This window comes from Alteromonas sp. V450 (assembly GCF_001885075.1).
In the GTDB taxonomy this organism is placed as follows: Bacteria; Pseudomonadota; Gammaproteobacteria; order Enterobacterales; family Alteromonadaceae; genus Alteromonas.
This window is the reverse complement of sequence record NZ_MODU01000004.1, coordinates 316,656-341,695: the sequence shown is the minus strand read 5'-3', so window position 1 is coordinate 341,695 and position 25,040 is coordinate 316,656. Positions and strand designations below refer to the sequence as shown.

Below are 25,040 nucleotides of genomic sequence, written 5' to 3'. Positions count from 1 at the left end.
CCATTTAAGCGGGTAGCAAATGCTCAGCAGGAAAACACGGACTACCCTTTTTGTGTGATTCACATTGTTTTATTAACAAAACGATATGATCATTTACCGGCGTTGAGATGTTATTTTTCCTACCTAAACGTACGATTTCTCCATTGAGAAAATCAATTTCTGTTTTTCTCCCTAAGGCCAAGTCCTCGAACATTGATGAGCGTGCTTCAGGGTCGATTTTTAATGTGGACGCTGCGACTAATTGAAAGACTGCGTTGGGCAGCTTCATGATTGTAGGCATCAGTTTTGGAATCACTTTTCCCGTTCGAGCTGGCTTTATTCCTTCTGCGTTCAAGACTGATAGAGCTTCAGCCAGCACCTTTGCCGTTACCAATCTGTAGTCGCGCGCACTGAGTTGCTGTTTAAGCGGTATACCTGATAGCGCATTTACTGCGTTATTTAGATTCATTATCAATTTTCCATATTGGACCGGCAGTAAATTATCGTAAACGGCTACCGGCAGTGACGCCTCCTCAAATATCTGTATTAAGGGGTTGCACAAACCGGATGGATCTTCAACGGCAATGTTACCCTCTGTTCCGCAATGAAAGTGCCCTTCGCCTTTATAAAATACATTGAAAGGCACCATACCTGGAACAATGTGGTTTGACAGTAGTTGCCTGAGTAAGCCTACATTGCTCACCCCATTTTGCAGACTCACAACAATAGACGATGGTTTAGCCCATTGCTTAATTAAATCAGCGGCAGTTTCAGTGTCTTGGCTTTTTACGCACAGTAGAATAACGTCAGCCTCAGACATAGCGTCAGGCTGTGTGGAAATGGATATGTTGGTAGCCGTGACCAATTGATTGCGACCTTGCCAATCGGTTACTCTTAGCCCGTGTTGCTCGATAGCATGTTTGATCCGCTGACGTCCGATTAACGTGAGCTTACAACGCCTTGTTTGATTGGCCAGTAAACATCCAGCAACATAGCAGCCAATGCTACCAGCGCCTAGCACAGTAACTTTCAACATCCATTCCCCCCAAAAAGTCGTTTGGAATAACCTGTACAACCCACCTAGTACAATACACGCCTTTTACGTGAAATCGAAAGCTGTCAGCTATTTTCTATTACGCTGATTGATTCTTTATATTTTCCACTTAAACCGAACGGGCTTAAAATATGACCAAATAGTCAACAAACATGTGTTCGAAAAAAGAGGGTCAGTATGTCTGTTCAACGTTCTTCATCTTTTTTGTCAAAGGCTCGCTCAGGATCCGTCAAAGGAAAAATGGCGCTAGTCGCAGAAGGTGGCGGGCAGCGCGGCATATTTACAGCAGGTGTTTTAGATGCCTGGTTAGATGCTCATCACGACCCTTTTGACATTCTTATTGGTACGTCAGCAGGCTCGCAAAACCTGACAAGTTTTGTCGCACGTCAAAAAGGTTATGCGAAACGCCTTATTCGAGGCCTTACAAGACACAAACGGTTTTTCCACGTAGGTCGCGGATTGCTTGGAAAACACTTTGTCGACTTAGATTGGTATTTTGATAAAACCATCGAACCAAATCGCTTGCTTGATTTTAATACCGCAAAAAAAAATGTGAAAGCGAGAGAAATTCTCTTTACAGCAACCAATGCTAGAACACGAGAAGTGGCCTATTTAAACCCGTTGAAAAGTCACAACTCATGGGTCGACCTGATAAAAGCGTCAAGCGCGCTTCCTTTGCTTTACAAGCAAGGAGTTCCGCTAACCACTCCAATCAATAACGATGAGTCAGCCAACACAGATTTCTATTTTGATGGCGGCCTTGCAGCGCCGTTACCAGTGATGGAAGCATACAAGCGCGGCGCAACTAAGATTGTAGTGATTAGAACCGTAGAAGACAGTTATCAAGCACAGTCTCCATGGCTACAGAAAGTTAGCGCTGTGATGTGTGCATCTGGCCAATGCCCTAAAACTATCGACTTTTTACTTCAACATGAAAAAGCTTATCAACAAGCCTTAACGTTTATTGAATGTCCGCCTGACGATGTGGAAATTATTCAGATATTTGCCTCTGAAAAACTACAGAGCAAATTGTTAGGCAGTGCAGACGCACAGCTAAAGCATGACTATAAATTAGGTCAACAAGCTGGTATTACTTTTTTAAAAGACAATGGCTACGATGCGCCATCTAAACCTGCTTATTCAAACGTCTCGACAACACGTTTCGACGCAACAATGTTTAACGAAATGGCGCCATCAGACATCCACTTTACAGACAACGCGAAATCAGCGTAATTATCGCGTTCAACAATATACGGGTAGTAATACAAACATGTAGAAAGCATGAAGTGAAGTGAAATAACAAGAGTTTCATGACGTTATGTTCCAAAGCATGAAAAAGCTAAAAGTGGAACTTTTTTACTACAGCTGATTCTTTAAAACTTCGTCACTATTGAAACACTTCCTTACAAAGAACAAGGTTAAATCTTTGCTCACAGACAGCGATTGCGTTGACACCGCGGCGCTTTACAAAATACTCTTTTCAACGCGTTGAGCGCGCCGTTTTTCGCGCGTCCAACGGCTTAGAAAGACCAGGTGCTCGTGTATCTGGTTCTACATTTCGTTGAAGGGAAAAATAATGATAAAAAATAAAAATCTACTACGATTAAGTGTTATTGCTGCGAGTGTAGTTTGCTGCTTTCAAACTGCCAATGCGACAGACTTAACGACGGTTACATCACTACCGGTAATTACAGACGACTGCGGCGATACAACGTGCCAAGATCGCAGGACACTCACTTTAGAGCAAACGCTAGCTATCCTATCTGACGCGACAGAAGCAGAAGCACAAGGAGCACAATCAGGTAAAGCGGCAAATTCAAAAAACAAAAAATCTAAATCTCAAGGCGTTAAAATGGGCGCTAAGAATTCAACAACTCAAGTTGTATTCTTGGACTTTGAACAGAGCTCACCTACGTTTCAAGCAATCACTTTTACACCGGGCGTTCCTCAAACATTTACGAGTTACCAATATTCACAAGAAGAGAGAGACCTTATACAGGCAAACATTGAAAGCAGGTATGAAGGTTTTAATATCGCTTTCACGCAAACCGAGCCTTCAAGTGGCGAATACTCTACGTTAAAGTTTGAGTGTCAAGATGAAGACGGTATCTGTATTGATTTTGGTGGGGGTATTCTTTTCGGACGCGCTCAGTCAATCGATGTTGGTAACGTAATACGAGATGACGTCGCCTTTGTTGATGCAGGCTTGTGGCAAGTTGCCGTATCGCTTGACCCATCTGGCGGCTTTTTCTCAAGATTATCAGGGATCCCCGTCGTTGACGGCGATGTAGCTGGCGCCCTATCAACTGCCATCGTGAATCAAGCTTCAAATACTGGTGCACATGAACTTGGACACAACTTGGGCTTACGTCACCACGATAGCTTTGGTGCGCCTGGCGATGGCGTTACTCCTGGAACCGGCGACTTCTTTCCTATTTTCGATGGCCCGCTCGCCGCGCTAGAATCTTTTGATCATACTATGGCATCTGGCGCCAGTGTTGGAACCGGTTTTGCCGACAGCACAGTAGATTTACGCTTTTTCTCTGAGCGTTCTGCATTGAAACTGGCTGCAAATCAGCGAGGAAGGCTTATCCAAGAAGAAAGTGTAACCGGTGGGAACAAAACCGTAAAACTACGAAGAATTCTCGCGCCAAATACGCTTCAATCAGGCGACAATTCTGATGGCAGACTGGAATTACTAGAGGCACGTGTCTCCGGCCGTATCGATGTGGCAGGTGAGGTAGATAGCTATAGATTCAAAGCAAAGAAAGGTCAGTTTTTAAGTGCCGAGTTCTTTGGATTTGATACACCATCTGCTGCACTTCAAGCGACAGGTGACTCGGTCATCGGTGCTGTAGCGCTTTACTATGAAGAAGCAGATGGTTCATTGAGCCTTGTGCAACAGAACTTCCAGAACTTCGAAGGTTTTGATGCGTACATGGTAGATGCCCCTCTAGAACAAGATGGAAACTATGTTCTTCAAGTATCGTCTCCAGACGAATTACTTCTCTCAGGGGTCGGCGTAATATCGCTTGACGCCACAGGAAATGGTGCATTGAGAACAGGTAACTATGAGGTGAGCATGTACATCACCAACGGTCGTAAAGGCAATGGTGTGTCTGCAGTCCCAGGGACACGATAAGAAACGTTAAAATAAAAAACTCCGCTTTTAAGCGGAGTTTTTTTTGGTCTAGCTACCGTTAATCAAACATGTATGACACCGTCGCGCCAAACGTGCGAGGCTGATTTGGATACGCATTGAAGCTTCCCGCTTGAATTGGCGGAGGGAATGCCGACAGGTAGTATTCATCATTAGTAAGATTTCTAACCCATAGCTGCACACTCACGCCGTTGTTAAATGTCAGTCCTGCACTTGCATTTAACATATTCACTTCACGTGTAAGCTCTGGCGGCACGTTTTCAACAAGATCCGTTTCACTTTCATGTAAATAATCACTTCTGATAAACCCTGTTGTACCATTATCAAATTCTAGGTGGTATGTAAGGCCTAGCACATAACTACGCTCGTGGATGCCAGACGGTTTCTCTCCGGACAAATCAACCGGACCATTTACACCATTTGCTCCAAGGAAAGAATCATACACCGGGTCAAGTATTGTGCCCGCAAAGTTAAAGACTAAGTTGTCGGTTATATCGAACGTCGAATCGAATTCCACGCCCTGAGTAGACTGCTCACCTGCGTTCGCAAGAACATAGCCTGTTCCCACAAATGTACTTGACTGAAAGCCCTCTATCGTTTGATCAAATAAGGTAACGTTGAAAGCACCGCGTTTAAATCTAGCCTTTAATCCTAATTCATATACCGTTGATTCTTCTGGACCTGCATATCGGGTGCCGTACGATTGATTTGCCCGCGTGAGGTTATTCGATACCAATGCTGACTCGTCAAAGGCAAAAGGACGCGTATCTCTTGATAAGTTCCACGATGACGCCTTAAATCCGGTAGCTGCAGTAGCAAATACGTTGAAGTTTTGATTTATCTCGTACGCAAATCGTGCACTCCACGTTACCTTATCGTCATTAGTGTTACCACTTTCTACCGCATTAGGGAACGTAAGCTGCGGCGGAAGAAATTGCACCCCCTGAAGCGTTGGAATGAACCCAGCTAGCGCTGGTACAGCTGTGGCAAGCGGTACTCCAAAAACCGTAGGGTCGTTTACTAAGTCGATAGAAGAAAGCGCTTCATTGTTAACTTGTTCAATTGAAACATCTTTTTCATCTTCGGTATAACTTACCCCAAGTGTGGCCGTTAACTTATCAGAAATGTGATAATCCAAGTTGAGAAAGATAGACAACGCGTCATTTTTTTGTAAAAACTCACTGTTCACGAACTGGTTGGCATTAAAAAAAGTACCAGGAGTTTGTCCGTATAACGGTTCAAAGGTTCCTAAGAAACCATCTGGAAAAACGGCATCAAATGGAAGGGGCGTTGGTAATGAAGCTAATGCTTGTGCTACGCCGGCGTTAAGCAGCACATCAAAATAAGAGCGAATATTCTGTCCGTAGAACAATGTATCACCGGTGTCTACTTCTTCTGAGAAGTAGAACATGCCGACCATCCAATCTAACGTATTGTCACCGGTTGAGGTAAGACGAAACTCTTGGGTGAATGTGTCAATATCTGTGTGGCCTTCCTCAGTTAAAATATCCAATGTGGTATAGTCAACATCTGCCATGTAGTTAGATTTATTGTTTCGAAATGCACTGATCGACGTTAGGGCAAACGTGTCAAAATCGACATCTACCTGCAGTGATACGCCGCCGTCTTCCACTGCATTTTCGGGAGTAGAGTTTAACGCTGACTCAAATGCAAAAGGGTCATCTGTGTCCAATACTACGCCACCTAATGCTCTCACTATTGCCGTTGTTGGGCCATTAATAACGTCGGCAACAGTGCAACATTGCTCATCAATTTCGCTGTAATCAGCGATTAAGCGAATCTTTACATCTGCGCTCGGTTCATAAAGCGCTTGGCCTCTGACATTCCATCTATCTCTATTATTCAAGTCGTCTATGCCTTCAACCACACTTTCTGTGTACCCGTCCCGTTTGTTTAATCCACCAGAAACACTAAAGGCAAATTCGTCGCTAATTCCGTTGGTATAGTACCCTTTTAGTAGGCGCTGGTTATAATTACCGACTCCAACTGTGACCTTACCTTCCTGTATAAACGAAGGCGCATTGGTTCGGATACTAATAACGCCCGCCGATGCGTTTTTACCAAACAGTGTACTTTGCGGCCCGCTCAACACCTCGACTTGTTGAACCCTGGGTAGGTCGCCAATCTGTGCAGCCGCTCTAGAACGATAAACCCCATCAATAAAGACGCCGACAGATGGTTCTATTCCCGTATTGTTTGCGCCATTCCCAAAACCTCGAATTGAAAAATTTGTGTTCGCTGAGCGCTGTAAAGGATTTACTCTCAAGGTTGGTACTAACGCCTGCATATCCTGAATATCAAGCACTTGAGTTTGCTCAATAGCTTCACCACTAGTAACAGAAACAGCTATAGGCGTTTCTTGTAAGCCTGTGCTTCGTTTTGACGCAGTAATTAGAATTTGCTCGTAGAGCTCATCTGTTGTGTCTTGCTCGTTTTCTTGAGCCATGCCACTATGACTTGACAAGCCAAGACACAAAGCGACGAGTGACGCAATTTGGGTTTTGTTTAAACGTGCAGGTAAGCGTGTTTTCATCTTTAGCTTTCTTCCTTGTTATTGTTGTTTTCTTAAGCCCTTACCCACAAAAACAACGTTAGGCATGGCTCGATATGTGTTAACTCCTACAATAACGAAGTAAGATTAATTATGTAAATAATTTGTTTTATATATGTAAACTAAAAAATCAAAGATGAAGTCAATCATGTTGCCATGAAGCACAGTACTGGTGGCGTAAGCGGGAATTAAGGTACTTTATTTTGCAGTTATTTTTAATACTAATAGATTGAGATTAGTTCTATCGATGCTTTTATGGCCTAACGCAGCTTCGCTAAGAGTGTGTCCATTGACCTAGCCCGCAAAGGAAAAAGGGTTAAACCGTCATTCGTCTTGACATGATTAGCGAGAGAAATTATAAAAGCCGCTTTTTAATAAATGTGAAGTAAACTATGTCAGATATTTCTACTCCCGCGTCACAAAGTGAAGCGCACAAGCTTATCGAAAACCTTCTTTTATCGGACGCGCCAAAAGCGGAACTTGACCGTATTGCAGATGAATACAATATTGCAAATTGGGGGCAATCTAACGCTGTTTCTGCAGATCTTTACGACGCTGTACGTGACCTTCTCGGTAAAGGGGTAAAAACGGGTAACGATCTTGTTGCTGGTAAAGACACCATGGATCCCATCGTACATAAAGTACAAGCGGAAACAGAACAGCTTATTGCTAACCCAAGTGAAGCAGACGCTGACCGCGTTCAAACCTATGTACTTGGCTTCCTACGCACATTCGTAAGCCAATTACTTCACCCAGGAACAAAGAAAGCGATTTACGCGCAAAAACTTCCTGAACTAATCAAACTGTACCAACAAGTTGCGAAATAGCGCATAACTGCCCAATGCACTTATGGTGCTGGCTTGTGAAGTGTATAGATGAAAATGTAAATAAACCCGCGGCATTGCGGGTTTATTTTTGCGAAAAAGAACAGTGTTGACGCGCTGGCGCTCATCAACAGATACTAAAAAACCGGCTTCAAAAAGCCGGTTTTTTGAATTTGGCGGAGAGAGAGGGATTCGAACCCTCGAATGTAACCAATAAGATTTTAGTTGTTCTAATTCAAACAGTTAGAAAATTAGCCAATTCATCCTTTGTACAACTTCTTTGTATCTTTGTCACTGTTTTTCTTGCAAATTGGGGTCCAATCTCAGCAGCTCGTTAAACTTATTTACATATTCCTCGTGGAAGTTGGTAGACCTTACAATTCTTCTCAACTCCTCTGTGGTGTCTGAGCGCAGCTTAAATGGATCGTCTATATGTGTGTCCGTTGTTGAAGAAAATGATGTAATAGCAACAAACAAGTCAACTACTCTTTCAACTAAGATAGCTTCGAACTTGTCTTGATCTAACCTCTCATTCACAAGGATATACCATCTACTCCAATCAAGGGACAGTCCAAGTGGAGCAAGGACATTATCAAGTACTCCATTCATTTGAGATGTTTCAACTAATCGAGTGAAGACTTCCAGTCTCCTTACACTCAACTGCCCAATGTAGTAGCTTTTGAGTCTTTCTTTGACGTTATTAAAGTTAAGATTGAAAGTAACTTCAGTCTCGCTGTTCTTGTCAAAGATAAATGAGTAAAGTAAATAAGCGTCATTTAACACAATAATATCGTTAAATAGTGAGCTTTCCTTCGTCTTCAGGTAGTCAACGAAGTGCTGCCTATGACTATAATAATGGTTAAAAGTGTTATTTGATTCTGTCAGATTGTTCGCTTTCGCTCTTTGTTTACTTCCATGAAACCTCCCAACAGCTACAGTTAATGGCAAGCAAAGTGAAGCGATAAAAGTGGGAAACCCTAGTTGTTTTAGCAATAGGTCATAATTTGATGTTTCAGGCCAGCACAAACAGAAATAAGGTAGAGCTAAGGCAATAGCTGGGGTAAGAAAAATAATGATTGGTAACCAGAAAGCTGAAAGCTTATGAAGGGGTAGTTTTTCATCTACTACAAAAGGGTTAAACTCAAATGTCTTTTGCTTGCTCATATAGTTACGTTCCTTGATACTATTTTCATTCACGAGAACTCAGTGCTCGAATAATAGTAAACTATAGTCCTTAGGTATACCTATCGACTACAGCGTAACTCTCTAAGGTATTAAACTAAAGTTTAACTGAAACAATGGGTAATGGTATTCTATGCAAGTGAATAAACATGGAAGAGCAATCAATGACCACCAGCAATACTTTGAACTCTCAAGGGCAACCTAATAGCGTAGCTATAAACTACAAACGAAACAAAGCTAAGGCAGTTTTGACGCTTAAGGGGATTATCGATGGTATCCATTGCGATGAGCACCTTAATCCTACTGAAGAGGTATTCTTGAGAGCATGGAAAGATAACGACATCTTCAACCTCAATGATGGTGACTTTATCGATATTCATGAACAAATCGAAGACATCCTTGAAGACTCAGTAATCACTGCGGAAGAAAAGTCAGACCTACAAGCAATGCTTGATGACATCATCAAGTTTGGTGATACCGTGAGCAATGATTACGATGCCCTTGTCAATCAGTTACTAGGCTTTTTAAACGGGATAAGCGCTGATGATGACCTCAATGACGCTGAAATACGTAGTCTCCAAGACCTGATAGCCTCAAATCCTGAACTTGCTGACACTTGGCCCAGCAACGCCCTCAAAAGTAGAGTTGATGATATTTTGAGTGATGATGTGGTAACTGAGGAAGAAAGAGCAGACCTTCTAAACCTTATAAAGGCAGTCTCAGGTCAACGCATGCTTGAAACTGGGCTTGCTTATGGGATGTCAGCGGACTTTTCAACTAGCACTGAAACGAAAGTGACATTGGAAGGGTTAAGCGTTTGTTTCACTGGGGAGTTTTTAAGCGGTACTCGAAAGGCACAACAGCAGAAAGCTGAGCAGCTAGGCGCGACAGTAGTCCCTAGAGTTACTAAAAAGCTTGATCTACTCGTCTTAGGCTCTGTAGCTAGTAGGGACTGGAAATTTAGTAGCTATGGTAAAAAACTAGAGGCTGTTCTGAGTAATCGCCTTACAGGGTCTCAGACTGAAATCATAAATGAAGACACATGGAATGAGTTAGTTCACCTTGTCTAAGCTACAATTTGACTAAAGCAATAACCAATACGAGGGTATGAACCAAGTAATAAGAGTTCTACCCTCATCGCTACTACAAATCTAACCTCTCTATCTGTTCTATAACGTCCTTCTTAGTCTTCAGATAAACAGTCCCATACTTATCACCTACTGAGCCTGACGTATGCCCTGTAATGGCACCATTAACCCTGTCACGCGCCCCTAGCGTGCGTAGCATGGTCTTGAATGTATGCCTGAAGGCATGAGTAGGTTGGTGAATATCAATGCCCTGCTCTCTAACGACCTGTCCCCACTACGAAGCAAACTTAGTGGATTTAGCTCCATACTTGTCAGCAGGCACATCAGGGAATAGCCAATCAGTACAGCCATTAACGAACTCTAAGAAGCCAAGCTCAATCGAGTGGTCATGTAATGGGATGTGACGGAGAGAGGCGTTATTCTTCACTGACTGACCTTCTCCGCGTCTTACGTTAATGTAGTGGATACCTTCATGGTCAGTATCAATATCAGACTGCCTCAATTGAAGAATCTCTCCGCTTCGAGCTCCAGTGTAGCGACAAAGGAGAGGCACCCAGTAACACGCCATACCGTATTTCTTTGGAGCATTGGGGTCAGTGAACAATGGCAAACTAAATAGCTTAGTGACCTCCTCAGACGTATATCCCCTGTCTTCTTCAGCCTCTATGCGTTTAGCAATCTTAGGAGGCTTCACCTTCAAGGCTGGATTTTCATCTATTAACCCCAACTCCACTGCAAAGGTAAATACACTGGAAACGAGGTTGAAGTTTTTCTTAGCGACTGCTCTAGACAAAGTTGGCAAGCGTTCCTTTTTGGCCTTCTCGACTTGCTTAGCAACTGGCAGCGAACGCACATCCTGACTCTTCTTTTTAGGTAGCTGTAGCAGTGTATCTCTGAACACTACGAAGTCAGCAGAAGTCACTTCCACTAAGTCCTTGTCACCATGTAGCGAGATAAATCGCTGAATGTTGTTGTAAGTCTCATTTAGTGTCTTTGAGACCTTCTCACCGCCTTCTGAGTTGACTTCGCGCGACACTCTGAACTTCTTATATACCTCAGACAGACCGTTTTCAGAGACTCCTGACGTACTCCTCAGAGGCTTTGGTTTGAGAGGTGATTCAACCATTTTCATGGGGCTAGGCTCACTCTCCCAATCGTTCTGAGCTCTAGCAATGCAAAGCCGTTCAAACTTGTGCAGATAGTGATAGAACTGAACAGCCAACTGACGATAGGATTTACTGCGCTTGGGTACGGTAATTCCCTCAATATCCAGCTGGCTAGCTATGTTAGACTCCAGCTCATCACCAAGTATGTCAAGTTGCTGTTCACTAGCTCTTTCGACCTCACTCCCCTGAAGACTCAGAGTGTCAGACAGACCAAAGGTTTGATGACCCTTACTAACATTAGGGAGCTCATACTCATCACGAGAAACATGAGAGAGCATATTCCCCTGAGACTCCACTTCATCACGCATACGAACATACCAACGCTCAGCAATGATGACGCATTCCCTGAAGGACAACTCTACATCAGACTCACCAGACAGTTTACGTCTAGCCATAGCCAATTGTTCGTAGGCTTCCTTCAACCACGATGTGGCTCGCAGTTAAGCTTCAACCTTATCTGTGGTCGTAAGTGAGGACTTAAACTCTCGCTTGCCAATGATGGGACGAAGGTCTTGAGGGACTACGATTCTGATGTAGTAATACTTGGAATATGAAGGAATATAAGAAGAAGCCATGATGCCCATTTGTACCACCTTTTTGTACAAGTAGGTGGTTATGCCGTTTCTCTGTAGCCCAGATAGAACAAAGCCCCTAGAGAATTAGGGGCTTGTAGGTATTTGGCGGAGAGAGAGGGATTCGAACCCTCGATACGCTATTAACGTATACACACTTTCCAGGCGTGCGCCTTCAGCCACTCAGCCATCTCTCCAAATTTTGTGTCAAGGTTTCCCCTGAGCGCGCGTATAGTAGGTAAAGCCGCGCGCTTAATCAAGAACTTGCTGGAAAATATTCATCAAGTGCTTATAAAACGTGCGCTTATAGTCCACCTTTCGCCTTTAATTCGGCGGAAAAATCAAGCATGCGATCAAGTGGGATAAGGGCCCCCTTACGCAACGCATCATCAACAAAGATTTCGTGGCCGTCGCTTTCGCCTGTTAAAGACGCCTTAATCGCTTCCAGGCCGTTCATTGCCATCCAGGGACAGTGAGCACAGCTTTTACACGTAGCGCCGTTACCGCCTGTTGGAGCCTCTATAAACGTCTTCTCAGGGGTTAGTTGTTGCATCTTATAAAAGATGCCTTTATCGGTAGCAACGATAAAGGTGTCATTATCCATCGTTTGCGATGCTTTTATTAACTGACTGGTTGAGCCCACCGCATCGGCCATCTCTACCACGCTTGCGGGTGATTCAGGGTGAACCAGTACCGCGGCATTTGGATACAGTGCTTTCATGTCTGCTAGTTTCTGTGCAGAAAACTCGTCATGAACAATACACTCGCCCTGCCACATTAACATGTCGGCACCCGTTTGCTTGGCAATGTACGAACCTAAGTGTCTATCTGGCCCCCAGATGATCTTTTTGCCTTGGCTGTCTAAATGCTCAACGATTTCAAGGGCAATACTTGACGTTACTACCCAGTCAGCGCGCGCTTTTACCGCAGCTGAAGTATTCGCGTAAACCACTACCGTATGGTCGGGGTGCTGATCACAGAACTCGCTAAACTCTTTAACTGGGCAACCAATATCAAGCGAACACGTTGCTTCAAGTGTTGGCATTAGTACGGTTTTTTCAGGGCTAAGAATTTTTGCCGTTTCGCCCATAAAGCGAACGCCAGCAACAATTAAGGTTTGTTCTTGTGCATCTCTACCGAAGCGCGCCATTTCCAATGAGTCTGCCACGCAGCCACCCGTTTCTTCAGCGAGTGCCTGAATTTCATGATCAGTATAATAGTGTGCGACAAGCACAGCGTTACGGGCCTTAAGTAAAGCTTTGATCTCAGCCTTTAATTCAGCTTTACGTGCTTCTGACAATGGTTGTGGTTTTGCTGGGAACGGGTACTCTACCTGATCCACTCGAAATGCTACTGACATTAACCTACATCTCTGTTGCGACAAGGGTGCGGATTATACCCAACTGTCATAAAAATTACACACTACCTAATCAACATAAGGCTAATTAAATAGTCGTAGTTATGCTTACCTGTTCTAGTACATGGGGTTAGGTGAACCAGATCAAAGTACAAATGAGACGAGTAGCGTTTTGTATTGGGAAGATTATATAGAATTTTTTTAGTTTTAGGCTTGATGGTGGGTCGTGCTGGATTCGAACCAGCGACCAATTGATTAAAAGTCAACTGCTCTACCAACTGAGCTAACGACCCATCATTTGATGTTAGGAGAGAAAGGATTAAAAGTCAACTGCTCTACCAACTGAGCTAACGACCCTTTCTTTCCTGTTGTTGCCTGTGTCTTGGCAACGGCGGCATATAATACTCAGATTTTTATTCGACGCAACCCAAAACGTCCTTTTATTTTCATTTTTCTGTCATTTCACGACTAAACGGTCAAAATGAAAACAAATCGTTGGGTATTTGACCCCTCGTTATTTGTGCCTACATTATTTTTTACGAAACAATGTGCAATATGGTGCATATGATTTGTGCAGTCTTTGTGGATTTTTTACCGAGCCAAATGTTTAGAATCTATTAAAAAAGCCTCTTTAGAAGAGGCTTTTTTCATTACAAGTTATTTAAGCGAGATTCAGCGAGGCGTTTGGCCGAGGAATCTGGATATTCACTAATAACTTGCTGCAGCAATTGCCTTGCAGAAGTACTGTCCCCTGTGCGCTCCGCAATGACACCTAGTTTTAATAAGGCATCTGGACGCTTGGCAGAATCGGTAAAGCGATTAGCTACAATATTAAATTGCTCACTTGCTTCGCTCCACTGCTGCTTATTAAACAACAGTTGTCCCAACCAGTAGTGCGCATTTGGCGCGTAACCACTGTTTGGAAAGCGTGAAATAAACGATTGGAACGCAGGAATGGCTTTATCGTACTCTCGAGACTTAAGGATCAAATTCACCGCATTTTCGTAGGCTTCGTCCTCACCTGCTTGCGGTGCTTGCGTAGGCGTAGATGCTATTGGAGAGCTCACAGAGCCCGAATCAACACCTGCACTAGGCATGGCACTGCCTTGTAGCGCGCCGCTTTGCTTAAGTGCTTCCACGCGTTTATCTATCTCAAGGTAAAGCTCACGCTGACGCTCAAGTACTTTTTGAAGTTCATTGGTATTCACTTCAACCGCACCGCGCAGCTGATCGACTTCCATTTGCATATTGTCTAACTGCGTTTGAAGCCTGTGCTGCATTTCAGTTCGACTCTTTACAATACGCTCAAGCACTACAATGCGCTGTTCTAATTCACTGCCCCCATTGGCGTCTACTACAGGCGCTTGTGCAAGTGCGGCAGATGCAGCAAGGGCGGCACATAACGTGACGCCCATTTTTAATGTCTTATTCGTTAGAATAGTCATTAGCGGTAAACAACCACTCCGCGACGGTTTTGAGCAAATGCATACTCAGTAGAACCCATCACTGCTGGTTTTTCTTCACCGTATGAAACCACGGTTACTTGGCTGCTGCTTACGCCAGCATTAAGTAGGTAAGTTTCAACAGACTGTGCACGACGCTCACCCAGCGCAATGTTGTACTCTGGCGTACCACGGCTGTCAGTGTGACCTTCAATAGTCACTTTAGTACTTGGGTTTTTCACCAAGAAGGCCGCGTGCTTGTCTAGAATACGCTGAAACTCTGGCTTGATGCTTGAGCGGTCAAAGTCAAAGTAAACGGTTTGTTCATTTTTCAGCGCTTCCATTTCTTGCTGAACCATTTCCTCTTGACGCTTCATACGCTGTGCAGCTTCGGCTTTAACGCGCTGTGCTTCTGCTTCACGTGCTTCTGCTTCTGCAGCCGCTTGCTCTTGTGCAAGACGATTACGCTCTGCTGCCAATTCTTCTTCGCTAGGGCCTGAAGAACATGCCATCATTGTCACTACTGGCAATGCGATAACGAAGCTCTTCATCACTTTATTCATTTGCATCCTACTAGTCCTTAAATTTTATTGTTTAGTCGTTAAATTGTTAGAACAAAAATGGTGACCAACTTGGCGATTTAACTTGCCCATTGGCTGCTGGTAACCTAGCTTTAAAACGCCCATCTAAAGAAACCAGTGACAACACTTGGGTTCCTTCGTGAAGGGTGCTGTATATAATCATGCTTCCGTTCGGCGCAACGCTTGGTGATTCATCTAAGTACGTCCTTGTCAGTACTTGAGGTGAACCTCCATCCAAAGACTGCTTCGCAATATGATAGTTCCCGTTAGTTTGGTTAACCATGATCATTTGCTTACCGTCAGGGGTCAGCGTGCCGCCCAGGTTCTGTTCCCCTACAAAGGTCACTCGCCTTACTTTCCCAGAATTTAAATTTACGCTATATATCTGGGGTTTACCACCCCGTTCCGAGCTAAAAATTAAACCACTCCCATCGGGCAGCCACGCTGGCTCAGTATCTATCGCTCTATTGCGCGTAACTCGGCGAAGATTTTTCGTTGCCAAGTCCATCACGTAAAGTTCAGGGTTGCCATCTTTGGACAATACCATAGCAAGTTGCTTGCCATCTGGTGAAAACACCGGACTACTATTTATCCCAGGGAAGTCAGTTATACGCGTGCGCTCGCTGGTATAGATGTTCTGAATGAATATCTGCGGTCTGCGATTTTCGAAACTCACGTAGGCTAACGTTTCACCATCGGGCGACCAAACTGGCGACATTAGCGGCTCTGGCGATGACAATAAACGCGTTTCGTTCTCACCGTCGTAGTCGGCAATCACTAACTGATAAGGTTTCTCAACGGTATCGCGGTCGCGCACGATAACATAAGCGATTTTCGTTAAAAACGCACCGCGAACGCCGGTCAGTTTTTCATATACAATGTCGCTAATTCGATGCGCATACTGGCGAAAGTCTCGCCCGTTAATTACGGCTTGACGGGCAACCAGGACATGACTATTGCTCGAAACAAGACTACCGTCTTTCAATACCTTAGCTTGGCCATTCCCAGCCTGCCCCTTAAGGACATCAATTAACTCATAGGATACAAGGAAACGATCCCCATCCTGTGGTTCGATACTTCCCACTAAAACCGTATCGACCCCAAGGGTCGCCCACGCAGTAAATGAAACCTGCTCAGCTGTTTCCGGGTACTGTGGCATTTTGTCGACAGATACCGGGTTGAACTTACCACTACGCATCAAATCGGCCATCACCACCTTAGAGATATCACCAGGCATACTGCCCTGACCTTTCCACTTAAATGGCACAACTCCGACGGGACGTGCACTATCTACGCCCTCGGTTATCACAATTTCTAAGGATGCAAATACGTTGGCACTAAAGGCCATTGCAGTAAGCGCTATCCATAAACCTAGTTTTTTCATACCACTATAATTCCACTTTTAAAGTAATGTCTTTTAACTGCTCGTAAACGTCGGGGGCATCTGAAACCGGTAGCTTTTCTGCACGACGCACGGCGCTCTCAGCTGCGCGGCAAAGTGCGTCGTTGCCACCTAACACACGAATACTGGTTACAAAGCCTGTAGTCGCCAGACGAATATTCAGGCGACAGGTCTTTCCACTATAGCTGTCGTCAGAATACAAGTTGCGTTTTATGGTTTGCTGAATAAGTGCGGTATAGCGCTCTACTTCAGTCAGTACCTGTTTTCGCCTACGTTCTTGTTGAGCGGCTTGTTCTTTTGCAAGCTGCTCTTGCATTATCCTTTCCATTTCGGCGCGCTCAGCCGCTTCTTTTTTCTTTCGCTCAGCTTCAGCTTTCGCTTTTGCTTCACGTTCTTTGCGCTCTTGTTCCTTTTGCGCCGCTAAGCGCTCCAAGTCCTTTTGGCGTTTAGCTTCAGCAGCTTCTGCTTCACGCTTCTCTCTTGCACGCTTGGCTGCTAACTGCTGCTGGCGCTTTTTCTTTGCGGCTGCTTCTGCTTTTCTTTGCCTTTCCTGCTCTTCGGCTCTTGCTTGTGCTTCAGCCTGTGCCAGCTCCCTTTTTTTAACTGCGATTGCTTGCGCATCAATAAATGTCGCCTCTATCACCGGCGCATTTGAAGGCATATTCGGCAAGGGCTCAGGAGAGAAACTGACGCTAATTAGCAACAGTGCAGCAATAATAAAATGCAAACCAATGGATTTGTATAAGCCTGCTTGTTCTGGGCTTATGCGGTTGGCTTGCTTAGCACTTTTATCGTTCTTCGTACGAACACTTGCACCGTTACTCCCAATGTTTGGGTTGCTTGCGTTTGATGTACTTCTCGATACTTCGGGTTTCGACATATCTTTATTACTCAACCGGATCCGTCATTAACCCTACTGAAGGCACACCTGCCTGTTGCAATAACACCATTAGCTGTATCACTTCGTTATATGCTACCTGTCCGTCCCCCTTAACAACTACGGGTGTTTCGGGTGCTTTTACTAACTGCGCTTTTACAATAGCACCTAACTCTTCCTTACTAACCGGCGACTCCTGATCTTCACCTACATTAATGAAATAGCGACCTTTGACATCTACTGAAGCAATGATCGGCGGCGAATCTTCCTGTTCTATAGGATTAGCACTTGCTTTGGGCAAGTCTACTTTCACCCCCTGAGAAATAAGTGGCGCGGTTACCATAAAGATAATAAGCAACACCAACATCACGTCGATGTAGGGAACTACGTTTATCTCAGATACCGGCCTACGGCGTTTTCTTACATACATAACAAGTCCTCCGTTTGGAATGTAAACGCTTAGGCTTGTTGTTGTGCTTGCGCAGCAACGGCTTGTCGATGAAGGATTGCAGAGAACTCTTCCATGAAGTTGCCGTAGCTATTCTCTAGCTTCTCAACCTGATGGCTGAAACGGTTGTAGGCAATGACCGCTGGAATAGCGGCAAACAAACCAATAGCAGTTGCAATAAGTGCTTCCGCAATTCCCGGCGCCACCATCGCAAGAGTAGCCTGCTGAACTTCACCTAACGCAATAAAGGCATTCATTATTCCCCAAACTGTGCCGAATAAACCGATGTACGGACTGATAGAGCCTGCTGTGGCCAAAAAGGGTAAACGACTTTCTAGCTCTTCAACTTGGCGAGACATAGAAACACGCATAGCGCGGTATGTGCCGTCAACAATACCGTTGGTGGCTGTGTTAGATTTGCGCAGGCGGACAAACTCTTTAAAGCCTGAGCAAAAGATGCTGCCCATGCCTGTTAGGTTGGTTCTCGCAGAAAGTTCTTGATACAAGCGATTAAGATCTGCACCAGACCAGAATTTATCTTCAAATTGACGCATTTCGTTACGTGCTGCAGAAAGCGCCTTGCTTCTTTGAAATATAAAAGTCCACGACGCAACAGAAACGCTCAATAGCAATAGCATAACAAGCTGGACAATAAAGCTCGCTTGAAGGAACAAGCCAATAAAAGTGAGATCAGATGACACGCGAAATTTCCCCTAACAATATACGTGGTAGTCTTTTTGGCTTCATAACTGCCAAATCGACACAGGCAACCTTAATATTTCCAGTGACTAAGATAACGCCTTGTTCATTTTTAATAATTTGTTGAAACGTCATACTAGCGCCTTTCAATTCTACAACGCGAGTTTCAATACTCAACAGTTGATTGAACCGCGCTGGCGCATAGTTATGCATTTCAACGTGTTTGACGACAAAAGCGACAGATTGTTCCATCAGGGTATCTTGTTCAAAGCCTAATTCGCGTAGCCACTCTGTACGGGCTCGCTCCATAAACTTAAGATAATTCGCATAATACACAATACCGCCTGCGTCAGTATCTTCGTAATACACTCTTACCTGATGTAAATGCATAACTATTCCTTAACCCAAAAATATTATAATCCAAAGCAACGTCAAACCGCCTAATTATTGCGACCAAATACAGAACCAAAATCGCTCGAAACAGCTGACACTGCTGCATTTTAATCAATTTAAAACCAATATTAAACACTCTGTTAACACATTAGTTTTTCTAATCTAAAACAACAATTTTACTCAATTGTAGTTTTTTCTGCTCTCCCTATAATGCTCAGCATCAGTCGTACAGAGCGTGATGGTGCCAAGCACGGTCATGCAAGAGTTTTTCTCCTGTTAGACATGAGTTCCCTGGATTTATTTCCTTCAACACTTGTTGTTTTAGCCCGCTCAATGAGCGGGCTTTTTTTTACCTAAAATTTAGCACCTATGCAAAGCACAAAATATCCGTCATTCTTTCTCGTCTAGCGTAGCGATATAACTCGACATTGCTGTTAAAGGGGCAAAGAACTCACAACGCTATTATCTATGCACTTACTGGTAAAATTTAAAAAGCCCAGCAATCCTGCTAGGCCTTTAAAACGAATTTAAATCTTCTTAGAAAGGGACGGCAAATTATTCAGACGGGGTGAAGCCAAAGTGAAGATAGGCTCTCTGAGACACAATACGGCCTCTAGGCGTGCGCTGTAAAAAGCCCTGTTGAATAAGAAACGGTTCAATCACGTCTTCTATGGTTTCTTTCTCTTCACCAATAGCTGCTGCCAAATTGTCTAAGCCTACTGGCCCACCATCAAACTTTTCGATAATAGCAGTAAGCAATTTGCGGTCCATGTAGTCAAAGCCTTCTTTGTCTACATCGAGCATATCTAAAGCTTTGGCCGCAACGTCGGCGCCCACAGTACCGTCAGATTTAATTTCAGCATAATCCCGAACACGGCGTAACAAACGATTGGCAATACGCGGCGTGCCCCGCGAGCGACGTGCCACTTCTTTCGCACCTTCTTCGTTCATGTCTAAATTAAGGTAACTGGCGCTTCTTGCTACAATACTGGTGAGATCTTTTACGTTGTAAAACTCAAGGCGTTGAACAATACCGAAACGGTCGCGTAATGGCGACGTTAGCGAGCCTGCGCGGGTGGTAGCGCCTACCAGCGTAAAAGGAGGAAGGTCTAGCTTAATTGAACGGGCGGCAGGTCCCTCGCCTATCATGATATCAAGCTGATAGTCTTCCATGGCAGGATAAAGAATTTCTTCTACCACTGGGCTTAAGCGATGTATTTCGTCGATGAACAATACATCGTTGCGCTCAAGGTTGGTAAGCAGTGCAGCCAAGTCGCCCGCTTTCTCAAGCACAGGGCCTGACGTGGTTTTAATGTTCACGCCCATTTCATTTGCCACAATGTTCGCAAGCGTGGTTTTACCCAGTCCTGGCGGACCGAAAATAAGTAGATGGTCTAGCGCGTCGTCGCGATTACGCGCAGCTTGAATAAAAATTTCCATTTGCTCACATACGTGAGGCTGCCCCGTATAGTCTTCGAGCATTTTAGGGCGAATGGCGCGGTCGATGACCTCGTCTTCGGTACTTGCTTCAGGCGTAATCAGTCTGTCGGCTTCAATCATGATAGTTCTACTTTAAACGGTAATGTGAAGACAGGCAGACTAAGAACCGCTGTCTTCGTTGAGCGCCATTATATGGCCGCTTTTAATGATTCGCGAATAAGGGCTTCACTTTCCATGCCCTCTTTATATACCGTGTCGACTAGCTTGCTCGCTTGAGCAGGTTTATAGCCTAGTGCAATAAGCGCGCTTTGCGCTTCTTCCCGGGCGTCGTTCACAGCAACAATAGTGTTGGTGGATAACAAGTCGCCACTTGGGGGCGGTACAGCAATACTCTGCGCCTTGCCAAATTTTGCTAAGCGGTCTTTAAGCTCTACCACTAAACGCTCTGCGGTTTTCTTACCGATACCCGGTAAGCTCACGAGCGCAGAAACGTCTTCATTTTGTACGCTTGCCAAAAACTGGCTTGCCGACATACCAGATAAAATAGCAAGGCCTAACTTTGGACCTACACCATTGGCTTTGATCAATTCTCTAAAAAGCCCTCTTTCCATTTTATCAGCAAAACCAAACAGCAACTGGGCGTCTTCACGAACCACAAAGTGTGTGTACACCACCACTTCTTCACCCACCGCGGGAAGCTGGTAGAAACTGGTCATAGGCATGTGAATTTCGTAGCCAACGCCGGCTACATCTACAAGAATTTCTGGTGGCTGTTTCTCAGCCAACGTACCGCGAATTCGTCCAATCATGAATTATCTCTGTAAAAGCGTGAGCTTTAAGCAGTACTAGCGCAAACGACCACGAACGGTTTTTCGGGCTTGCCCTGCCATGTTTATCAGGCTCTGTTCGGTGTGTGCGTGACACAAGGCAACGGCTAATGCATCGGCAGCATCGGCCTGTGGCGTGCCGCTTAAGCTAAGCAGGTGTTTTACCATGTGCTGAACTTGCGTTTTATCTGCGCCACCTTTTCCAACTACCGACTGCTTAATTTGCCTTGCGCTGTATTCAGCAACAGGAAGTTGTGCTTGGGTGGCTGCCACAATGGCGGCACCTCTGGCCTGACCAAGCTTTAACGCTGAATCAGGGTTTTTCGCCATAAATACTTGCTCAATAGCAAACTGGTCGGGTTTATATTGACGAATAATATCACCAACCCCGGTAAAAATATTAGCAAGACGAGAAGGCAAATCGGCCGTTCCAACGCGAATGCATCCGCTTGCTACATACACCAGTTTACCTTGCTTGCGTGCAATTAAACCGTAGCCTGTGATCCGAGAACCTGGATCTATACCCAGTATAACCATTAAGGCACACTCGGTACAAACAAAGATACCGCTTCTTTATTAGAGGGAGACCATAAACGCGCGAGCGCTTCATCTTTCGACACCCATTCGTACTGCAAGTGCTCTGTTAAGACAATAGGTAAATCGCTGTTTATTTGAAGGGAAAATACGTGTTCTGTGTTGTGCACAGTACCAGGTGGATAGCGATGTAGCCAACGGCTACGAATTTCATATTGGTTTTGCTTACCGTGGTCGTTAACCACAAAGCCGTGCGCTTTGGCATCGATGCCAATTTCTTCACACACTTCACGATATGCCGTTTCTAAGGGTAACTCCCCTTCTTCTAACGCGCCGGTTACCGACTGCCAAAAGGTGGGATCGTCTTGTCGTTGCAAAAGCAGCACTCGGTAGTGTTGGTCGTACAACACTACCAGTGCAGATTCAGGCTTCTTATACGCCATAAATTACGATTGCTTTTTCACCGTTGCAATAGCGAGCTCTTCAAGCTGCTGTGGATTTGCAGGGCTAGGCGCCGATGTTAATGGACATGCCGCTGTGGTTGTTTTAGGGAATGCCATCACATCACGAATGGACGTCGCGCCAGTCATAAGCATTACCAGACGGTCTAGACCAAACGCAAGACCTGCATGCGGCGGCGCACCAAAGCGCAGCGCGTCAAGCAAGAAGCCAAACTTGTTCTTCGCTTCTTCATCGTCAATGCCAAGAATGTTGAATACCGTAGACTGCATGTCTTCATTGTGAATACGTACAGAACCACCGCCTAATTCAACACCGTTCAATACCATGTCGTAAGCGTCAGATAAGGCTTCAGCTGGGTTAGCTTTAAGTTCTTCTGGCGTTAAACCACGTGGCGCGGTAAACGGGTGGTGAATAGCGTGAAGCTGACCGTCAAATTCTTCAAACATTGGGAAGTCAACAACCCAAAGTGGCTTCCACTCGCCTTCAAGAAGTTCAAAATCTTCACCAAGCTTAAGACGAAGTGCGCCCATCGCTTCGGTAACCACAGTGTAGCTGTCTGCACCGAACAATAGAATATCGCCATTTTGTGCGCCAGTGCGCTCTAGCATAGCGTTAGTGATGTCTTCAGTTAGGAATTTAAGGATTGGCGACTGTAGACCTTCAAGACCAGCACCTGCATCGTTAACTTTGATCCAAGCTAGGCCTTTCGCGCCGTAAATACCTACAAATTTAGTGTATTCGTCAATTTGCTTGCGCGAAAGCGACGCCCCACCCGGCACGCGAATAGCTGCTACGCGACCTTTAGGGTCGTTCGCCGGGCCGCTGAATACTTTAAAGTCAACGTTAGCAAGCAGGTCTGCAACGTCTGTTAACTCTAGCGGGTTACGTAAGTCTGGCTTGTCGCTACCAAAGCGCGTCATAGCTTCTTTATACGTCATGCGCGGGAAGTCACCAAGGTCAACGTTTAGCATTTTGTTGAACAAGTCGCGGATCATACGCTCGGTAATAGACATTACGCCATCGGCATCTAAGAACGTGGTCTCAATATCGATTTGGGTAAATTCTGGCTGGCGATCGGCACGTAAGTCTTCGTCGCGGAAGCACTTAACGATTTGATAGTAACGGTCCATGCCCGACATCATCAGAAGCTGTTTGAAAAGCTGTGGTGACTGCGGAAGTGCAAAGAACTCGCCTTTGTGTGTTCGGCTTGGCACTAGGTAGTCACGTGCACCTTCTGGCGTTGCCTTAGTAAGAATAGGTGTTTCAATATCTAAGAAACCTTCTTCTTCTAGGAAACGACGTACAGCACCGGTTACTTTTGCACGGAACTGTAAGCGCTGGCTCATTACAGGACGGCGAAGGTCTAGGTAACGGTAACGAAGGCGCTGTTCTTCTGAGTTTTCTTGGTTCCAGTCTAGTGGAAGCACGTCAGACTTGTTGATCACTTCAAGGCCTGTGCCTAGGATCTCGATCTCACCTGTGCGCATGTCTTTGTTAACTTGACCTTCAGGGCGCGCACGTACTTTACCCGTTAGCTTTACACAGAATTCGCTACGCAACGTGTTAGCTACCGATAGCACGTCTGGTAAATCTGGGTCGAACACCACTTGTACGATACCTTCGCGGTCGCGTAAGTCGATGAAAATTACACCGCCTAAATCGCGACGCTTATTAACCCACCCGCAAAGGGTAACTTCTTGTCCAATGTATGATGAATCGATATTCCCACAGTAATCTGTGCGCATGGTCCTTGACCCCTGATGTTTTTTCTTGCTTCGCAGGCTGTGAATTGGCGTTCAAAACCGCTTACTTTTGGGCTTAAGAGTTTGCCAAAAATCGCGTAAACTTGCTGGCCAATTAACTGGCCCGCCCACAACATGCATAATGTAATGATTTAAAGGCCGCATAGTATAAACAAATGCTTGATAAAGCCCAATGACAAATATGCACAAATCAGCCATATCCCAAGGAAATCTCTATATTGGATTGCCAATGTGGCAACACAGCCATTGGCCAAGCACGTGGTTTGCCAATTATCCCAAGTCTGATAATGGACTGTCGCTGTATGCTAGGGAGTGTAATACGGTTGAAGGGAATACCACATTTTACTCTCTTCCCCACCAAGACGCTGTAGCGAGATGGTGCGATTCAACACCCGACCACTTCAGATTTACTTTCAAGTTTCACCAAAACATCACGCATGTACATCAATTACAGCATTGTGATGAAGAGGTTGCCCAACAGCTTGCTTTATTAAGCCCGCTAAAAGAAAAACTAGGAGTAATGATGCTGCAACTGCCCGCTTCTTTCGGGCCAGAAAAGCTATCCGTTTTGGATACTTTTTTAGCGGCGTTACCTCAAGAGTTAAACATTGCGGTTGAAGTACGCCACCTGGCGTTTTTCGCTAAAGGTAATGAGGAAAAGGCGCTTAACCAACTTTTGATCCGCCACGGTGTGAATAGAATCATTATGGACACCCGAGCTTTATTTAGTGGGTCTTTAGATGCAGGCGGGGCAGATAAGCGTGCGATGCTAGAGGAAGTACGAGAGAAAAAGCCACGTGTACCAGTAAACGTTATCGCTACAGGCAATACTCCCATTGTCCGTTTTGTCGGTAACGATGTGGATGACGATAACCAACGCTGTTTATTGCCTTGGGTAAGAAAAGTAAAACAGTGGCAAAGTGAAGGAAAAGACGTGTATTTTTTTTGTCACCGCCCCGACAACAAAGACGCCCCTTGGTTAGCTCAGCAATTTATCGATTTATATAACAATGATGATCCATCACTCGTGCTAAATAACCTGTCTATTAAAAGCCAGGCCGAACAGAATGCACTGTTTTAATGACAAGCCACTGGCGTTGCGCAGTTTAAGGCCTGTTGACCTAATATTTCGCTTTTTTATAGATAGCGTTTTTCTAATTCAACGGTAAACTACTGCCCTTATCTATTTTGGTACTACACCATTATTAACGTGAAATA

General features: G+C 44.8%; 23 protein-coding genes and 2 tRNA genes. 5 read left to right on the top strand and 20 right to left on the bottom strand.

Translation table 11 applies throughout. The annotated features are described in order from the left end of the window. Nucleotides 1-4 precede the first annotated feature (4 nt). Entirely contained in the window at nt 5-1,012 is a 1,008-nt protein-coding gene (locus BK026_RS01505; protein WP_071817432.1) for a 2-dehydropantoate 2-reductase, read from the bottom strand. Between the two features lie 198 nt (nt 1,013-1,210). Here BK026_RS01505 and BK026_RS01500 point away from each other — a divergent pair, with 198 nt between their 5' ends. Together BK026_RS01500 and BK026_RS01495 are read left to right on the top strand one after the other, a co-directional pair. Then, nucleotides 1,211-2,266: a patatin family protein gene (locus BK026_RS01500; RefSeq protein ID WP_083574963.1), complete on the top strand. Its 1,056-nt coding sequence runs from the start codon at nt 1,211-1,213 to the stop codon at nt 2,264-2,266. A 343-nt stretch (nt 2,267-2,609) separates the two neighbouring features. Continuing rightward, nucleotides 2,610-4,175 (top strand): hypothetical protein, encoded by a 1,566-nt coding sequence (locus BK026_RS01495; RefSeq protein WP_071814196.1) that lies wholly within the window; start codon nt 2,610-2,612, stop codon nt 4,173-4,175. Nucleotides 4,176-4,233: 58 nt separating this feature from the next. Here BK026_RS01495 and BK026_RS01490 read toward each other — a convergent pair whose 3' ends face one another. Next, on the bottom strand, nt 4,234-6,747 hold the full coding sequence (locus BK026_RS01490) for a TonB-dependent receptor (protein ID WP_071814195.1): 2,514 nt from the start codon (nt 6,745-6,747) through the stop codon (nt 4,234-4,236). Nucleotides 6,748-7,157: 410 nt separating this feature from the next. Here BK026_RS01490 and BK026_RS01485 point away from each other — a divergent pair, with 410 nt between their 5' ends. Next, a complete protein-coding gene (locus BK026_RS01485; protein WP_071814194.1) occupies nt 7,158-7,592 on the top strand; it encodes a hypothetical protein in 435 nt (144 codons plus the stop codon). Between the two features lie 288 nt (nt 7,593-7,880). Here the strand turns inward: BK026_RS01485 and BK026_RS01480 are convergent, their stop codons facing one another. After that, the gene (locus BK026_RS01480; RefSeq protein WP_071814193.1) at nt 7,881-8,753 is read right to left on the bottom strand and encodes a hypothetical protein; all 873 of its coding nucleotides are present in this window, start codon (nt 8,751-8,753) and stop codon (nt 7,881-7,883) included. 167 nt (nt 8,754-8,920) lie between these two features. Between BK026_RS01480 and BK026_RS01475 the strand changes: the two genes are divergently transcribed. Beyond that, nucleotides 8,921-9,841, top strand: coding sequence for a BRCT domain-containing protein (locus BK026_RS01475; protein WP_256253590.1), 921 nt, complete (start codon nt 8,921-8,923; stop codon nt 9,839-9,841). 292 nt (nt 9,842-10,133) lie between these two features. Here BK026_RS01475 and BK026_RS01470 read toward each other — a convergent pair whose 3' ends face one another. The 17 genes from BK026_RS01470 to aspS form a co-directional block, all read right to left on the bottom strand. Beyond that, complete coding sequence (locus tag BK026_RS01470) at nt 10,134-11,420, bottom strand: integrase (protein ID WP_143142068.1); 1,287 nt, start codon at nt 11,418-11,420, stop codon at nt 10,134-10,136. A 45-nt stretch (nt 11,421-11,465) separates the two neighbouring features. Further along, nucleotides 11,466-11,609 carry a DUF6538 domain-containing protein gene (locus tag BK026_RS19590; protein ID WP_177247867.1) on the bottom strand — a complete coding sequence of 48 codons (144 nt, stop codon included), beginning with the start codon at nt 11,607-11,609 and terminating at the stop codon, nt 11,466-11,468. Between the two features lie 94 nt (nt 11,610-11,703). After that, nucleotides 11,704-11,794 (bottom strand) — tRNA-Ser (locus BK026_RS01465). Between the two features lie 107 nt (nt 11,795-11,901). Further along, the gene (gene nadA, locus BK026_RS01460) at nt 11,902-12,957 is read right to left on the bottom strand and encodes a quinolinate synthase NadA (protein WP_071814192.1); all 1,056 of its coding nucleotides are present in this window, start codon (nt 12,955-12,957) and stop codon (nt 11,902-11,904) included. A gap of 214 nt (nt 12,958-13,171) precedes the next feature. Next, a tRNA-Lys gene (locus tag BK026_RS01455) sits at nt 13,172-13,247 on the bottom strand. A gap of 357 nt (nt 13,248-13,604) precedes the next feature. Beyond that, on the bottom strand, nt 13,605-14,399 hold the full coding sequence (gene ybgF / locus BK026_RS01450) for a tol-pal system protein YbgF (protein WP_071814191.1): 795 nt from the start codon (nt 14,397-14,399) through the stop codon (nt 13,605-13,607). Continuing rightward, complete coding sequence (pal, locus tag BK026_RS01445; RefSeq protein ID WP_071814190.1) at nt 14,399-14,965, bottom strand: peptidoglycan-associated lipoprotein Pal; 567 nt, start codon at nt 14,963-14,965, stop codon at nt 14,399-14,401. Before pal ends, ybgF begins: the two co-directional genes overlap by 1 nt. A gap of 40 nt (nt 14,966-15,005) precedes the next feature. Continuing rightward, the gene (tolB, locus tag BK026_RS01440; RefSeq protein ID WP_071814189.1) at nt 15,006-16,361 is read right to left on the bottom strand and encodes a Tol-Pal system beta propeller repeat protein TolB; all 1,356 of its coding nucleotides are present in this window, start codon (nt 16,359-16,361) and stop codon (nt 15,006-15,008) included. Between the two features lie 4 nt (nt 16,362-16,365). Beyond that, nucleotides 16,366-17,259 (bottom strand): cell envelope integrity protein TolA, encoded by an 894-nt coding sequence (gene tolA / locus BK026_RS01435; RefSeq protein WP_083574961.1) that lies wholly within the window; start codon nt 17,257-17,259, stop codon nt 16,366-16,368. A 7-nt stretch (nt 17,260-17,266) separates the two neighbouring features. After that, nucleotides 17,267-17,686 carry a protein TolR gene (gene tolR / locus BK026_RS01430; protein ID WP_071814188.1) on the bottom strand — a complete coding sequence of 140 codons (420 nt, stop codon included), beginning with the start codon at nt 17,684-17,686 and terminating at the stop codon, nt 17,267-17,269. Nucleotides 17,687-17,715: 29 nt separating this feature from the next. Next, on the bottom strand, nt 17,716-18,405 hold the full coding sequence (gene tolQ, locus BK026_RS01425) for a protein TolQ (RefSeq protein WP_025254600.1): 690 nt from the start codon (nt 18,403-18,405) through the stop codon (nt 17,716-17,718). Continuing rightward, entirely contained in the window at nt 18,395-18,793 is a 399-nt protein-coding gene (ybgC, locus tag BK026_RS01420; protein ID WP_071814187.1) for a tol-pal system-associated acyl-CoA thioesterase, read from the bottom strand. Before ybgC ends, tolQ begins: the two co-directional genes overlap by 11 nt. Before the next feature lie 558 nt (nt 18,794-19,351). Next, nucleotides 19,352-20,356, bottom strand: coding sequence for a Holliday junction branch migration DNA helicase RuvB (gene ruvB, locus BK026_RS01415; protein ID WP_071814186.1), 1,005 nt, complete (start codon nt 20,354-20,356; stop codon nt 19,352-19,354). A gap of 68 nt (nt 20,357-20,424) precedes the next feature. After that, entirely contained in the window at nt 20,425-21,045 is a 621-nt protein-coding gene (gene ruvA / locus BK026_RS01410) for a Holliday junction branch migration protein RuvA (RefSeq protein WP_071814185.1), read from the bottom strand. Between the two features lie 36 nt (nt 21,046-21,081). Next, complete coding sequence (ruvC, locus tag BK026_RS01405; RefSeq protein ID WP_061485246.1) at nt 21,082-21,600, bottom strand: crossover junction endodeoxyribonuclease RuvC; 519 nt, start codon at nt 21,598-21,600, stop codon at nt 21,082-21,084. Next, nucleotides 21,600-22,040, bottom strand: a complete 441-nt coding sequence (gene nudB / locus BK026_RS01400; protein WP_071814184.1) for a dihydroneopterin triphosphate diphosphatase — start codon at nt 22,038-22,040, stop codon at nt 21,600-21,602. Before nudB ends, ruvC begins: the two co-directional genes overlap by 1 nt. Before the next feature lie 3 nt (nt 22,041-22,043). After that, on the bottom strand, nt 22,044-23,804 hold the full coding sequence (gene aspS, locus BK026_RS01395) for an aspartate--tRNA ligase (protein WP_071814183.1): 1,761 nt from the start codon (nt 23,802-23,804) through the stop codon (nt 22,044-22,046). Between the two features lie 247 nt (nt 23,805-24,051). On the opposite strand from aspS, the gene BK026_RS01390 reads away from it, so the two are divergent. Beyond that, nucleotides 24,052-24,903 (top strand): DUF72 domain-containing protein, encoded by an 852-nt coding sequence (locus tag BK026_RS01390; RefSeq protein WP_071817429.1) that lies wholly within the window; start codon nt 24,052-24,054, stop codon nt 24,901-24,903. Nucleotides 24,904-25,040: the final 137 nt, after the last annotated feature.

What these genes read in the sequence shown, in the direction of transcription:
- pal (WP_071814190.1), bottom strand. Translation starts at nt 14,965, where the DNA reads ATGCAAATGAATAAAGTGATGAAGAGCTTCGTTATCGCATTGCCAGTA.
- tolR (WP_071814188.1), bottom strand. Translation starts at nt 17,686, where the DNA reads ATGTATGTAAGAAAACGCCGTAGGCCGGTATCTGAGATAAACGTAGTT.
- aspS (WP_071814183.1), bottom strand. Translation starts at nt 23,804, where the DNA reads ATGCGCACAGATTACTGTGGGAATATCGATTCATCATACATTGGACAA.
- BK026_RS01470 (WP_143142068.1), bottom strand. Translation starts at nt 11,420, where the DNA reads ATGGCTAGACGTAAACTGTCTGGTGAGTCTGATGTAGAGTTGTCCTTC.
- ruvC (WP_061485246.1), bottom strand. Translation starts at nt 21,600, where the DNA reads ATGGTTATACTGGGTATAGATCCAGGTTCTCGGATCACAGGCTACGGT.
- nudB (WP_071814184.1), bottom strand. Translation starts at nt 22,040, where the DNA reads ATGGCGTATAAGAAGCCTGAATCTGCACTGGTAGTGTTGTACGACCAA.
- BK026_RS19590 (WP_177247867.1), bottom strand. Translation starts at nt 11,609, where the DNA reads ATGGGCATCATGGCTTCTTCTTATATTCCTTCATATTCCAAGTATTAC.
- ruvA (WP_071814185.1), bottom strand. Translation starts at nt 21,045, where the DNA reads ATGATTGGACGAATTCGCGGTACGTTGGCTGAGAAACAGCCACCAGAA.
- BK026_RS01485 (WP_071814194.1), top strand. Translation starts at nt 7,158, where the DNA reads ATGTCAGATATTTCTACTCCCGCGTCACAAAGTGAAGCGCACAAGCTT.
- ybgC (WP_071814187.1), bottom strand. Translation starts at nt 18,793, where the DNA reads ATGCATTTACATCAGGTAAGAGTGTATTACGAAGATACTGACGCAGGC.
- BK026_RS01500 (WP_083574963.1), top strand. Translation starts at nt 1,211, where the DNA reads ATGTCTGTTCAACGTTCTTCATCTTTTTTGTCAAAGGCTCGCTCAGGA.
- BK026_RS01480 (WP_071814193.1), bottom strand. Translation starts at nt 8,753, where the DNA reads ATGAGCAAGCAAAAGACATTTGAGTTTAACCCTTTTGTAGTAGATGAA.
- BK026_RS01495 (WP_071814196.1), top strand. Translation starts at nt 2,610, where the DNA reads ATGATAAAAAATAAAAATCTACTACGATTAAGTGTTATTGCTGCGAGT.
- ruvB (WP_071814186.1), bottom strand. Translation starts at nt 20,356, where the DNA reads ATGATTGAAGCCGACAGACTGATTACGCCTGAAGCAAGTACCGAAGAC.
- BK026_RS01490 (WP_071814195.1), bottom strand. Translation starts at nt 6,747, where the DNA reads ATGAAAACACGCTTACCTGCACGTTTAAACAAAACCCAAATTGCGTCA.
- ybgF (WP_071814191.1), bottom strand. Translation starts at nt 14,399, where the DNA reads ATGACTATTCTAACGAATAAGACATTAAAAATGGGCGTCACGTTATGT.
- tolB (WP_071814189.1), bottom strand. Translation starts at nt 16,361, where the DNA reads ATGAAAAAACTAGGTTTATGGATAGCGCTTACTGCAATGGCCTTTAGT.
- nadA (WP_071814192.1), bottom strand. Translation starts at nt 12,957, where the DNA reads ATGTCAGTAGCATTTCGAGTGGATCAGGTAGAGTACCCGTTCCCAGCA.
- BK026_RS01475 (WP_256253590.1), top strand. Translation starts at nt 8,921, where the DNA reads ATGGAAGAGCAATCAATGACCACCAGCAATACTTTGAACTCTCAAGGG.
- BK026_RS01390 (WP_071817429.1), top strand. Translation starts at nt 24,052, where the DNA reads ATGTGGCAACACAGCCATTGGCCAAGCACGTGGTTTGCCAATTATCCC.
- tolA (WP_083574961.1), bottom strand. Translation starts at nt 17,259, where the DNA reads ATGTCGAAACCCGAAGTATCGAGAAGTACATCAAACGCAAGCAACCCA.